This window comes from Yokenella regensburgei (genome assembly GCF_051486985.1).
In the GTDB taxonomy this organism is placed as follows: domain Bacteria; phylum Pseudomonadota; class Gammaproteobacteria; order Enterobacterales; family Enterobacteriaceae; genus CBFFRJ01.
In genome coordinates, this window is record NZ_JAHVDV010000001.1 from 231,486 (window position 1) to 243,995 (window position 12,510).

A 12,510-nucleotide genomic window follows, 5' to 3' on the forward strand; every position below is an offset into this window, starting at 1 on the left:
TATGGCCTTGCAGGTTAGCAGCAGGGGGTCTTCAATAAGGGTAAGCGAGCAAAATGAGAGGTGAGTGGTGGCAGAGCAACTGGAGTTTTTCCCCGTTCAAAGCCCGTGCCGGGGAATATGCCAGTCGGACGAACGGGGATTTTGCCGTGGCTGTATGCGCAGCCGCGATGAGCGCTTTAACTGGCAAAGCATGAGTGACGCCCAAAAGCAGGAGGTTCTGCGGCTGTGTCGCCAACGTCTGCTGCGCAAATTGCGTGCGAACAAAACCCCACCTCCTGAAGATCCTGAGCAGCCTTCACTGTTTTAACCTCAGAAATGCGTATACTCAGCTGAAATTATTGTTGAGGAAGTGGTTATGGTTCAGCGAATTACCCTTGCACCCCAAGGTCCTACCTTCTCCCGTTTCGTGATGGGCTACTGGCGGTTGATGGACTGGAATATGTCAGCACGCCAGCTGGTGAGTTTTATTGAAGCGCATCTGGACACAGGCGTCACGACCGTCGATCATGCCGACATTTATGGCGGCTATCAGTGCGAAGCGGCCTTTGGCGAGGCGCTGAAACTCGCGCCACACCTGCGCAGCCGCATGGAGATTGTCACCAAATGCGGCATAGCAACGACCGCCCGTAAAGAAAATACCATCGGTCATTACATCACCGATCGTGACCACATTATTGCCAGCGCCGAGCAGTCCCTCACGCATCTGGCAACCGATAATCTGGATTTACTGCTTATTCATCGCCCGGATCCCCTGATGGATGCTGACGAGGTGGCGGAAGCGTTCCTTCATCTCCATCAGAGCGGCAAAGTGAGTCACTTCGGGGTATCAAACTTTACCCCGGCTCAGTTCGCGCTGTTGCAGTCACGGCTGCCGTTTACCCTGACCACTAATCAGGTAGAGATCTCGCCGGTGCATCAGCCACTGTTACTGGACGGCACCCTCGACCAGCTTCAACAATTACGTATTCGCCCTATGGCCTGGTCCTGCCTTGGCGGGGGCCGTTTGTTCAATGATGCACAATTCCAGCCGCTTCGGGATGAGCTGGCGCAGGTGGCGCAGGAGCTCAATGCAGGAAGCATTGAGCAGGTGGTGTACGCCTGGGTGATGCGCCTGCCGTCACAACCGCTGCCCATTATCGGCTCCGGCAAAATTGAACGTGTGCACGCCGCGCTGGTGGCAGAGAGCCTCAACATGACACGTCAGCAGTGGTTCCGCATTCGCAAAGCCGCGCTGGGTTATGATGTGCCTTAACTGCCGAACAGGCTAACGCTCCGGTGAATATTTTCTCTTGCGTTAAACTTACAGGGGAAAAGTGAAAACCGGAGGTTTTATGAAGCGTTTTAGTCTGGCAATGCTCACGCTGGTCGTTTGCGCAGGGGCGCAGGCGGCCAGTGAAAAAGTTGACATGCACCTTGTGACCGATAAGGGAACCGGCCAGTCCATCGGGACCGTCTCCATCGCTGAAACAGACAAAGGGCTGGAGTTCACGCCCGATCTTAACGGGCTTCCGCCTGGGGAACATGGCTTTCATGTTCATGCAAAGGGAAGCTGCGAGCCGGCCCTGAAGAATGGAAAGCCCTCTGCAGCTGAGGCGGCAGGCGGTCATCTGGATCCGGACGCTACCGGCAAACATGAGGGCCCGGAAGGTATGGGGCATCTCGGCGACCTGCCGGTACTCGTGGTGAATAACGACGGTAAAGCGACCGACGCCGTTGTTGCTCCGCGACTGAAAACACTCACCGAAGTGAAAGATAAAGCGCTGATGATCCACGTTGGCGGCGATAACATGTCCGACTCGCCAGAACCGCTGGGGGGAGGCGGTGAGCGTTACGCCTGCGGCGTCATCAGGTAGCCATACTCTCGATAGAACCCGCTGCCGGTGCCAGCTCCAGTTGTGAGAGAGAGCAGTGCAGTCGCCAGACGATGGCAGCGAGTTCATGGGCGGCAGGCTGAGGGTGCCGGGCAAGCGTATCGCATATCCGCTGCAGTTCAGCCAGCATAACGGTGAGTGGACGTTGCCGAACGCCTCGTTCACTCATCACATCGCGCAGCAGCCCCAGACAGCGATCGCGCACCTGGCGCAATGGATCCGATCGGGTCTCCCATTCCCTCAATTGCCAGACCACATGAGAGCAGTTAAGTAGCACCACGCCCCAGCGCAGCAGCCAGCGTCGGGCCTGAGCATCCTGGCTGTTACTCAGCAGACTGATATGGTGGTACACCACCGATTCGAACTCATGTTCATTACGCGATGGCATACGGCCAAGCTGATCGACAAACTCCCGACGCAGGGCACGGATTTGCCGACGGCTTTTACGTGCGTCTGACCCCGGTCGCAGTACGGCAAATGCCAGCCAGGACAGGGCCACGCCGAGAATTTTCGCCAGGTCATCATTAAGGAAATCTGCAAGATCATAGACCGGCGGGTTGGTCACCGAGATAAAAGATCCCATGAACACGATCAGTTGTCCCCACAGGCCGGCCTGACCGGGCATCTGCAATTTTAAAAGTTGCATGGTTGCCAGCAGAGGAAACAGGAAAAGCAGAAAGACCGCCAGTTCACTGATTTGCACCATCAGACCAAACTTCACTATAAAGCTGAACAGCGTCAGTAACATCAGCGTTCGCAATAACAGCGTTAACGAGCGGAAGGGGGCCGGTGAGACAGAATAGAGTACGCAGCTGATGGCGGCTAAGGTTAGTGCAGCCGACCCGGACTCCCACTGGCTGGTAATGGTCCACGCCCCCACCAGGCTCAGGGCACAGAAGCTTCGTAGTCCGCTCCACAGCGCTTCGATGTCGTCGGTATAACGGGTGAGACTGGCGCGGTGAGGTAAAACGTATTCCGTCACCGGCGTGGCATTCTCCACGCGCGCCAGCCAGCGGCTACTGTTAAGGTAAAGGCGACAGAAATAGCGTAATCGCTGCCAGAATGCCTGGTGTCGGTAGTCGTTATCGTCCGTCGGGGCAAGCGGGGCAATAAGGCGTGCTACGGTATAGTAATCCGTGCGGGGCTTTGCCAGTTCGGCAACCAGCGACGCGATAACCGCACTGGTGTTTGACGGGGCATCAGGCCAGTTGACCCGCAGCCTTCGCAGGCTGGAGATGACGCTGGTCAGGCGTAACTGCTGATGGAGTAAATAGTTGAGTAAGGCATTCTGACGACGAAAACGGTAGTGGCTCCAGAAAGCCTGAATGCGCAGGAGGTTCATTGTCAGGATCTGACCAATAACGCTTTCATGTGCGCTCCGAATGGCATCCGAGGCGTCCGGTTGCCATAGCAAACTCGCATGTTCCAGCAGGCGCACATGCATTTTCTTCAACGCAGACAGCAGCGTGGTGCCATCGGACGTGCTGGGCAGGATCATCATCATCATGCCACCACATAAAATCCCCAGCATGACTTCACAGACGCGCGCCTGGGCGATATCCCAGAGTTCCGTTGGATCGATAATGTTGATGACCGGGAAAGCGATAATTGCGGCCGTGTAACCAGCAAGCTGAAAAGCATAGGCCACATTGTTACTGAACTGCGCACATGCCCAGGTACACAGACCAGTCCATCCGGCCATCGCAAAAAGGAACAGCCAGGGGTCGTTGAGCGTGTGCCCGGCAATGAGCAGCGCCGCACAGGCCCCCAGCAGGCTGCCCGCAACGCGTCCGAGACTTTTACTGATGACGCCGCCGACGGTTGGAAAACTTACCACTGCCGCAGAGGTCATTGCCCAGTAGGGTTCATCAAGGTTGAGGTAGTAAGCAATCGCCAGTGCAAGGCACATAGCCACACTGTTGCGTATGGCATACCGCCACTGACCAGCGCTGGCGGTGGCCCAGGGGAAGGGGACAGGCCCTTTCACAATTAATGGCCCACTGACACGGTGCAGGTGGTGCCGGATATTAACGTGACCCCCGACGGAACAGCATCAAAATGAATGCGCACCGGGACACGTTGTGCGAGGCGAACCCACGGTACATTAGGTTTGATATCCGGCAGCAGGCCACTGTCGGTCTCAACGCTCTGATCGTAGATGGCTCGGCCAATACTGGAAACGTGACCCTGTAACGTAACGTTGCCGCTGTATAATACAATGCTTGCCGCATCTCCTTCATGAATATGCCGAAGCTTCGTCTCTTCAAAATAGCCCACCACGTAAAAAGAATGGCTGTCCACCAGGGCAAATACGGGCTGGCCGGCAGTGGCATAATTACCAGTGCGGGTCGAGAGGTTGGCAACCCAGCCATCAACGGGGGCTTTCACCGTGGTTTGCTCCCGTTGCCACTGGGCCTGCTCCAGCTGCGCCTGGGCTACCGCAACGCTTGCCTGCATCGCTTTGACATTGATATTGGCGGTATCCAGATCTTCAGCAGAAATATAGCCTTGTGAGAGATGACGGCGGCGATTGGCTTCGTTACTGGCTTTAGAAAGGTCCGCCTGTGCGCGTGCAAGCTGAGCCCGTGCATTTAATATTGCAATGTCGTAAGGCGTCTCATCGATGCGGAATAAGACCTCACCCGCGCTGACAAACTGATTATCTTTGACATACAGCGCCTTGATACTCCCTGACACCTGGGGCGTGATACTGACCTGTTCAGCACGCACTTTTCCATCCCGCGTCCAGGGCGACTGCATATAAAAAGTCCATAACCACCACCCGGCAATAACAGCAACCGCCAGGACCAGCAACGTTGAGAAATACTTAAAAGATTTCAGATGCATAATCAAAACGCCATTAACAGAGCAAGCGACAGGCCGATGGCAATCACAAACAGGGAAAGGTCCATGAGAATGGGGTGCCAGATATCCCCTGCATACATCCAGTCACGCAGGAGTCGGTGAACGACCAGCCAGAGTAAAAAACCCAGCGCGACGGCTTTGAAGAGGGGAGGGAAGTAAAGCGATGCCCCAAAGATCACGTCTTGTAAAGGAAGCGCAGGGGTATGAAGGGGTAACGTCACGAGTTTCATCCTTATAACGCGCCGCAGAGTCGTTTTCAAAGCATAGATTCATTGCGCGAATGAGAAAAGGGAGCGGTACCGGTGCGGACGGCGCAATGCATTTGTTTTAGAAATATAAATGCTGCACACTAGTCTAAAATCAGTATAATAACTTAGCAAGCTAATTATAAGGAGATGAAATTGGAATCGCCATTAGGTTCTGATCTGGCACGCTTAGTGCGCATCTGGCGTGCATTAATTGACCATCGCCTGAAACCTCTGGAATTGACGCAAACGCATTGGGTAACGCTGCATAACATTCATCAGCTGCCTCCCGATCAGTCGCAAATTCAACTGGCAAAAGCGATCGGCATTGAGCAGCCTTCGCTGGTGCGCACTTTGGACCAACTGGAAGAGAAAGGTCTCATCTCTCGCCAGACGTGTGCCAACGATCGCCGTGCAAAACGGATCAAATTGACAGCAAAAGCCGATCCCATCATTGAAGAGATGGAAACGGTCATCAAGCAAACCCGTGGGGAGATTCTGTCAGGGATCTCTGCGCAGGAGCTGGAACTGTTGATTGCTCTGATTTCGCGGCTGGAACAAAATATCATTGAACTGCAGTCGAAAGACTAAATAACAAAAAGCCTTGTGGATACAAGGCTTTTTTTATGCATGAGGCAGTGTCCGTTAATGGTCGAAACGCGCCTGTTAACGCGGAGAGACGGTAACCTGACGGCCATTGGTTGCCAGTGCAACGCGCTGGCCAGCGGCGAAGCGAGAATTGCCCTGTTTCTGCACGACCATGATGCTGCTGCCATCATCTTTACGAATTTCGAGTTCTACACCCTGGGATTTATTCATCGCTCCCTGCACACCCTGACCAGCCACACCGCCTGCGACAGCGCCTGCTGCTGTGGCGAGTGAACGCCCGGTACCGCCACCCACGGTGTTACCCAGGAAACCACCCAGTACAGCACCACCCAACGCACCAATCACATTGCTATCATCGCCGCCCTGAATCTGTACCGGACGAACATTGACAATGGTACCGTAAGTGACATTTTGCACCTGTTTGGCTTCTGAGGCGGTGTAAACGTCACCGGAAAGGGAGTTGTCGTTAACACAGCCAGCCAGAGTAAAACCAACCAGCGTAACTGCCAGTGCACGTAACATCATTTATGAATCTCCTGTTCACCAAAACGCGCTCGGATGAGCATCCGTCATGAGTAAATTATATGGCATCTCGTCATTCATGGTCATGTCTTCTGCCAAAACATGGCAAAAATATTACCTGTAGCGGATTTAACCATCTTTAAACGAGCCGATTATAGGTCAGAGTGAGCCATTTGCATCGGGACAACCCCTAAGTCGATTGTTAAAAAGTATTTGTAATCGATAGTCATGCGCATCGTTTTATGTTGGAGTGATATCCCTCAGTTTCGCAACGAAGGAAAGCGTATGAAATCGGGTCGCTACATTGGCGTGATGTCGGGGACGAGTCTGGATGGCGTAGACGTCGTGTTAGCCGCCATTGATGACAGAATGGTTGCGCAGCAGGCCAGCTTAACGTGGCCAATGCCTGTTTCGCTAAAGGAGGCGATTCTGAGCGTATGTCAGGGGCAACCTGTCACGCTGTCGCAGCTTGGTCGTCTGGACAGCCAACTGGGCAAACTTTTTGCCGACGCGGTGCAGGCGTTACTCTCGCAGGAACGCCTCCTGGCCAAAGATATCGTGGCGATAGGCTGTCATGGGCAGACGGTCTGGCATGAACCTGTTGGCGACGAACCGCATACGCTGCAAATCGGTGACAATAACCAGATAGCTGCCCGCACCGGCATTACCGTCGTCGGGGATTTTCGCCGTCGGGACATCGCGCTCGGTGGGCAGGGCGCCCCCCTGGTTCCCGCGTTTCACCATGCGCTGCTCGCGCACCCAACCGAGCGCCGGATGGTGTTAAATATTGGCGGTATTGCCAATGTCTCGGTCCTTTTTCCCGACTCGCCGGTAAAAGGGCATGACACCGGGCCTGGCAATATGTTGATGGATGCCTGGATCTGGCGGCAGCTTGGTAAACCCTATGATAAAGACGGGCAGTGGGCGAGCGGGGGCAAAGTGATTCTTCCCCTCCTGCAGCGCATGCTGAGCGATCCCTATTTTGCTGCGGCCGCGCCGAAAAGCACGGGTCGGGAGTATTTCAACTACAGCTGGCTTGAGCGGCAGCTTGCGGGCTTCCCGGCGCAGGCACCACAGGATGTGGAAAGAACGCTGGTTGAGCTGACAGCGGTGACGATCTCCGAACAGGTGCTGCTCGCTGGTGGCTGCGATCGATTGTTGGTTTGCGGCGGCGGCAGTCGTAATCCGTTGGTCATGGCGCGGTTATCATCGCTCCTCCCAGGCACTGAAGTGACCACCACCGATGAGGCGGGGATCAGTGGGGATGATATGGAAGCACTGGCCTTTGCATGGCTTGCCTGGCGTACGCTGGCAGGTTTGCCGGGAAATCTTCCCTCCGTTACCGGTGCCGCTTACCCTACGGTTCTTGGGGCCATTTATCCGGCTAATCCACGCCAGAATCAGAGTTAACTGACTTTCTCGCCGCCAGCGTACCGTTAGACTCCGGGTTTTGGGAGCGTGCAGTCAGCACTCTCCAGGACCCGGACCGTCGTGGAAGCACTCATGAAAAAAATCCTCATCGTCTGCTTACCCGCCCTTCTGGCGGGATGTAGCTATTACAACCAGTTCGTTGAAAAGATGAATACCGATACGCTGGAGTACCAGTGCGAAGAGAAACCCCTTAGCGTAAAGTTAAATAAAACCCGTCAGGAGGCGCGTTTCGTCTATGACGACAAACACCTTAGCCTGGCACAGGGGCTGTCTGCCTCGGGTGCACGTTACACCGATGGCGTCTACGTCTTCTGGTCTAAAGGAGACACCGCAACTGTCTACAAGCGTGACCGCATCGTACTGAACAACTGCCAGCTACAGCATCCGCAGCGTTGAGATTTTTGCAGGGGGGGCGCACAATAGCCCCACCTAATGACTCATTTCGCTAACGCCATGTCTGATAACGATCAATTGCAGCAAATCGCGCATCTGCGCCGTGAATATACCAGGGGCGGGCTACGCCGCAACGACCTGCCCGCCGAACCTTTACCGCTGTTTGAACGCTGGTTGGGCCAGGCCTGCGATGCCAGGCTTGCCGATCCTACAGCGATGGTGGTCGCGACTGTAGATGAAAGCGGCCAGCCTTATCAGCGAATCGTGCTGCTTAAGCACTATGACGAGCGCGGACTGGTGTTTTACACCAACCTCGGCAGCCGCAAAGCGCAGCAAATTGAAAAGAACCCGGCCATTAGTTTGCTCTTTCCCTGGCACATGCTTGAACGTCAGGTCATGGTCATCGGTAAGGCGGAGCGCCTCTCTACACTGGATGTGGTGAAGTATTTTCATAGTCGGCCGCGCGACAGCCAGATTGGCGCCTGGGTTTCTCAGCAATCCAGCCGAATCTCCGCCCGCGGCATTCTGGAAAGTAAGTTCCTCGAACTCAAGCAAAAATTCCAGCAGGGCGAGGTACCCTTACCCAGTTTCTGGGGCGGATTCCGCGTCAGTATTGAGCAAATGGAATTCTGGCAGGGCGGTGCCAACCGTCTGCACGATCGTTTTTTGTATCAACGCGAAAACGACGCCTGGAAAATTGACCGCCTCGCACCCTAATCCCTAAAAAATGTTGTGCTAAGCGCTGGTGCTACTGCATCCGGCGCTTTATTCTATGTAGCTTTCGTAACTGGCGAAAAGTCGTGTACCGACAGAGGTGCAGTCGTTTTAAATGGAGAATTTGATGGCAAGCAGTAACTTGATTAAACAATTGCAAGAGCGCGGGCTGGTAGCCCAGGTGACGGACGAGGAAGCGTTAGCAGAGCGACTGGCGCAAGGCCCGATCGCGCTCTATTGCGGCTTCGATCCCACCGCCGACAGCTTGCATTTGGGGCATCTTGTTCCTTTGTTATGCCTGAAACGCTTCCAGCAGGCAGGTCATAAACCTGTTGCCCTGGTCGGCGGCGCAACGGGTCTGATTGGTGACCCGAGTTTTAAAGCCGCAGAGCGTAAACTTAACACCGAAGACACCGTGCAGGAGTGGGTAGACAAAATCCGTAAACAGGTGGCTCCGTTCCTCGACTTTGATTGTGGTGAAAACTCAGCGATTGCGGCCAATAACTATGACTGGTTTGGCGGCATGAATGTGCTTACCTTCCTGCGTGACATCGGTAAGCACTTCTCGGTTAACCAGATGATAAATAAAGAAGCGGTGAAACAGCGTCTGAACCGTGACGATCAAGGGATCTCGTTTACCGAGTTTTCCTACAACCTGCTGCAGGGCTATGACTTCGCCTGTCTGAATAATCTGCACGGCGTTTCACTGCAAATTGGTGGTTCCGATCAGTGGGGTAACATCACATCCGGTATCGATCTGACCCGTCGCCTGCATCAGAATCAGGTCTTCGGTCTGACCGTTCCGCTGATTACGAAAGCCGATGGCACCAAATTTGGTAAAACTGAGGGTGGCGCGGTCTGGCTGGATCCGAAGAAAACCAGTCCATACAAGTTCTACCAGTTCTGGATCAACACGGCCGATGCTGACGTTTACCGCTTCCTGAAATTCTTCACCTTTATGGACATTGAAGAGATCAATGCGCTGGAAGAAGAGGATAAAAACAGCGGTAAAGCGCCGCGTGCTCAGTACGTTCTGGCCGAGCTGGTAACGAAACTGGTGCATGGTGAAGAGGGGCTGGCGGCGGCAAAACGCATCACGGAAAGTCTCTTTAACGGTACCTTAAGCGATTTGAGCGAAGCGGATTTTGCACAGCTTGCCCAGGATGGCGTGCCGATGATCGAAATGGAGAAAGGGGCGGACCTGATGCAGGCGCTGGTGGATTCCGATCTGCAGCCCTCACGCGGTCAGGCACGTAAAACCATCGCCTCTAACGCTGTTACCATTAACGGCGCGAAACAGGCCGATCCGGAATACTTTTTCGCGGACAGCGACCGCCTGTTTGGCCGCTACACGCTGCTGCGTCGTGGTAAAAAGAACTACTGCCTGATCTGCTGGAAATAAGCGGGCGGGAGTGAAATAAAAGGGAGTGAGCTATCACTCCCTTTTTTTATGTGGTGGTTAAATCCCTTCTGCCGCCATCGCCGCGGCTACTGCCGGTCGTGCTGCCACGCGCTGCATGTAAGCCGCGATATTTCCCGCTGCTGGCATGGCAAGTTTCACCGCGACGGCCCAGCGCAGCACCGTGAACAGATAGCCATCGGCAATGGAGAAGTGCTGCCCATTGATCCACTCACGATCGGCCAGGGTGTCATCAACATACTGCAGTTTCTTCTCAAGCAGAGCACGGGCTGTAGGTTTGAAATCCTCCGGGGTATCCGGGCGGAAAAGGGGGGTAAAACCTTTATGCAGTTCAGTGGCGATGAAATTCAGCCATTCCAGCGTCTTATAACGCTCCAGGTCGCCGACGGGGGCCAGTAAATGATTTTGCGGAGCTGTATCAGCAACGTATTGCATGATGGCCACACCCTCAGTTAACAGGGTACCGGCATCTGTCTGAAGTGCGGGAACCTGTCCTTTCGGGTTAATAGCAAAAAAATCATCCCCATTTTCCAGGCGTTTTTTCATTAAATCCACACCTGCCAGTTCAACCTCTTTTCCCGCTTCACGCAGGGCGATATGGGAAGCCAGTGAGCAGGCACCTGGTTTGTAAAACAGTTTCATTCGTCACTCCTTTTAGCTGAATTCCGACTTAGATTATTCCCCTCAGGCATAAAAAAAAAGCCGTTAACGTAAAGTTAACGGCTCTGTTCACACTCGGTTACGCAAAAGTCATACTTTCGCCGTTTCCGCTTTCGCTATATCGTCGGCGTCATTGAGCGTCATACGATTGAGTTTCGGCGCGGCAATCACCATCAGGGCGGCGATCACTGCGGTTACAATACCGATTTGCAGGAAGACGTGACCGTAGACATTCAGCGACATCAGCGGGTCAGTTACGTTCTCAGGAATAGCCATCTGATTAGCAACATAACCGGCAATGATGTTTGCCCCAGCGGTGGTCAGGAACCAGCTGCCCATAATGAAGCCCATCAGGCGCTGAGGTACAAGCTGTGCGACCATCGCCAGACCCAGACCGGAGATCATCAGTTCACCGATGCTCTGCAGGCCATAGCTTGCAACCAGCCAGCTCACGGAGACGATACCGGCTTCAGAGGCAAATTTAGTGCCGAGCGGCAGCACCAGGAACGCGCCGGAGCACAGCACCATACCAATGGCGAATTTGTGCGGCATCGGCAGGGTATCGCCCATCTTATTGTAGATAGCGGCCAGGATCGGGCTGCCAACAATAATCCAGAACGGGTTCAATGCCTGGAACTGTTCCGGCTCGAAGGTCAGGCCCAGCAGGGTATGCTCTACGTTACGGATAGCAAAGAAGTTCAGGGAGGTCGGCATCTGGCTGTAGAGTACGAAGAAAACGATAGCCTGCAGCATCAGAATAAAGGCAACAATCATCTTACGACGTGCAGCACCCTGCAGAGCAAAGGTCTCTTTAGCAAAGATGCAAATGATACACAGCGCAACTACGCCCAGCACCATGCGCGCAATACCCTGATTGTGTAGCAGCCAGGTGGCAACAGTCACCAGTACCACAACCCCGACAATAGTCGCCAGCAGGTAGCCGACACGCAATGGCTCAAAGTCAGGACGGGAGCCATAGTCTTTGACCCAACGTTTGCAGAAAGCAAAGTTAACAATGGTGATCACCAGACCGACAACGCTCAGTGCGAAGGCAACGCTCCAGCCAAATTGCGCAGCCAGCCACGGCGTGGCGAGCATCGAGAAGAAGGAGCCAACGTTAACGGCCATGTAGTACATGGTAAATGCGCCGTCCAGACGAGGATCGTCCTTTGCATAGCAGGTAGACAGCAACGAAGAGGGGTTAGCCTTGAAGAGCCCGTTACCTACGGCAATGGCTGCCATTCCCATGTAGACGATACCGGCATCGTGACCCGACCACGCGACTAACGCGTAGCCAATCGCCAGCACAATAGCGCCAAGCATAATAACGCGTTTGGTTCCCAGGACTTTATCGCCCAGCCAGCCACCGATGGCGACTAACCCATACACCAGGGCGCTAAAAGAAGAGAACAGGGTGATTGAATCGGCTTCTGACATACCCAGCTGCTTAACCAGGTAGACTGCCATAATACCCTGCAGGCCATAAAAGCCGAACCGCTCCCATAACTCGATTGAGAAGATGAGATAAAACGCTTTCGGTTGATTGAAAGCGTTAAGACTTACGCTTTCGGTTGATTTGTTGTTTGCTGTTGACACAAAGACCTCTTTTTTTACATCCCATATTAACGGGGCGACTCGGCACACGATGCCCAGTTTTCATCGTGTTTATAATAATTGCGGGAAGGAAAACGGCGGGTAATGTTCCTTATCCTGGCACGAGAGGCAAGAGCTTTGTAATGAACTGTTACATTTAACCTGAGCGATATTATAAACCGCAGAG

The 12,510-nt window shown here is 54.0% G+C and carries 14 protein-coding genes; 8 read left to right on the forward strand and 6 right to left on the reverse strand.

Annotation, left to right across the window (positions count from 1 at the left end; translation table 11 throughout):
- Positions 1–64: 64 nt before the first annotated feature.
- The 3 genes from KXR87_RS01220 to sodC all read left to right on the forward strand — a co-directional run bounded on the left by KXR87_RS01220 (position 65) and on the right by sodC (position 1,853).
- Entirely contained in the window at positions 65–307 is a 243-nt protein-coding gene (locus KXR87_RS01220; protein ID WP_437430444.1) for a DUF1289 domain-containing protein, read from the forward strand.
- Between the two features lie 48 nt (positions 308–355).
- Positions 356–1,252 (forward strand): aldo/keto reductase, encoded by an 897-nt coding sequence (locus tag KXR87_RS01225; RefSeq protein WP_437430445.1) that lies wholly within the window; start codon positions 356–358, stop codon positions 1,250–1,252.
- A gap of 79 nt (positions 1,253–1,331) precedes the next feature.
- Positions 1,332–1,853: a superoxide dismutase [Cu-Zn] SodC gene (sodC, locus tag KXR87_RS01230; protein WP_437430446.1), complete on the forward strand. Its 522-nt coding sequence runs from the start codon at positions 1,332–1,334 to the stop codon at positions 1,851–1,853.
- Here sodC and KXR87_RS01235 read toward each other — a convergent pair.
- From KXR87_RS01235 to KXR87_RS01245, 3 genes are read right to left on the reverse strand one after another with little or no spacing between them, the layout of a single operon-like run.
- On the reverse strand, positions 1,846–3,858 hold the full coding sequence (locus KXR87_RS01235; RefSeq protein ID WP_437430447.1) for an FUSC family protein: 2,013 nt from the start codon (positions 3,856–3,858) through the stop codon (positions 1,846–1,848). The genes sodC and KXR87_RS01235 overlap by 8 nt on opposite strands.
- Before the next feature lie 2 nt (positions 3,859–3,860).
- A complete protein-coding gene (locus tag KXR87_RS01240) occupies positions 3,861–4,718 on the reverse strand; it encodes an efflux RND transporter periplasmic adaptor subunit (protein ID WP_437430448.1) in 858 nt (285 codons plus the stop codon).
- A 2-nt stretch (positions 4,719–4,720) separates the two neighbouring features.
- Entirely contained in the window at positions 4,721–4,957 is a 237-nt protein-coding gene (locus tag KXR87_RS01245; protein ID WP_437430449.1) for a DUF1656 domain-containing protein, read from the reverse strand.
- Positions 4,958–5,131: 174 nt separating this feature from the next.
- Between KXR87_RS01245 and slyA the strand changes: the two genes are divergently transcribed.
- Complete coding sequence (slyA, locus tag KXR87_RS01250; RefSeq protein WP_437430450.1) at positions 5,132–5,572, forward strand: transcriptional regulator SlyA; 441 nt, start codon at positions 5,132–5,134, stop codon at positions 5,570–5,572.
- Between the two features lie 75 nt (positions 5,573–5,647).
- Here the strand turns inward: slyA and slyB are convergent, their stop codons facing one another.
- Entirely contained in the window at positions 5,648–6,115 is a 468-nt protein-coding gene (gene slyB, locus KXR87_RS01255; RefSeq protein ID WP_437430451.1) for an outer membrane lipoprotein SlyB, read from the reverse strand.
- Between the two features lie 282 nt (positions 6,116–6,397).
- Between slyB and anmK the strand changes: the two genes are divergently transcribed.
- The 4 genes from anmK (at position 6,398) to tyrS (ending at position 10,052) form a co-directional block, all read left to right on the forward strand.
- A complete protein-coding gene (anmK, locus tag KXR87_RS01260; protein WP_437430452.1) occupies positions 6,398–7,522 on the forward strand; it encodes an anhydro-N-acetylmuramic acid kinase in 1,125 nt (374 codons plus the stop codon).
- Between the two features lie 93 nt (positions 7,523–7,615).
- The gene (gene mliC, locus KXR87_RS01265) at positions 7,616–7,939 is read left to right on the forward strand and encodes a C-type lysozyme inhibitor (RefSeq protein ID WP_437430453.1); all 324 of its coding nucleotides are present in this window, start codon (positions 7,616–7,618) and stop codon (positions 7,937–7,939) included.
- A 57-nt stretch (positions 7,940–7,996) separates the two neighbouring features.
- A complete protein-coding gene (pdxH, locus tag KXR87_RS01270; RefSeq protein ID WP_437430555.1) occupies positions 7,997–8,653 on the forward strand; it encodes a pyridoxamine 5'-phosphate oxidase in 657 nt (218 codons plus the stop codon).
- A gap of 124 nt (positions 8,654–8,777) precedes the next feature.
- On the forward strand, positions 8,778–10,052 hold the full coding sequence (tyrS, locus tag KXR87_RS01275) for a tyrosine--tRNA ligase (protein WP_437430454.1): 1,275 nt from the start codon (positions 8,778–8,780) through the stop codon (positions 10,050–10,052).
- A gap of 57 nt (positions 10,053–10,109) precedes the next feature.
- Here tyrS and gstA read toward each other — a convergent pair whose 3' ends face one another.
- Both gstA and dtpA read right to left on the reverse strand, forming a co-directional pair.
- A complete protein-coding gene (gstA, locus tag KXR87_RS01280; protein WP_437430455.1) occupies positions 10,110–10,712 on the reverse strand; it encodes a glutathione transferase GstA in 603 nt (200 codons plus the stop codon).
- Between the two features lie 108 nt (positions 10,713–10,820).
- Positions 10,821–12,326, reverse strand: coding sequence for a dipeptide/tripeptide permease DtpA (dtpA, locus tag KXR87_RS01285; protein WP_437430456.1), 1,506 nt, complete (start codon positions 12,324–12,326; stop codon positions 10,821–10,823).
- Positions 12,327–12,510: the final 184 nt, after the last annotated feature.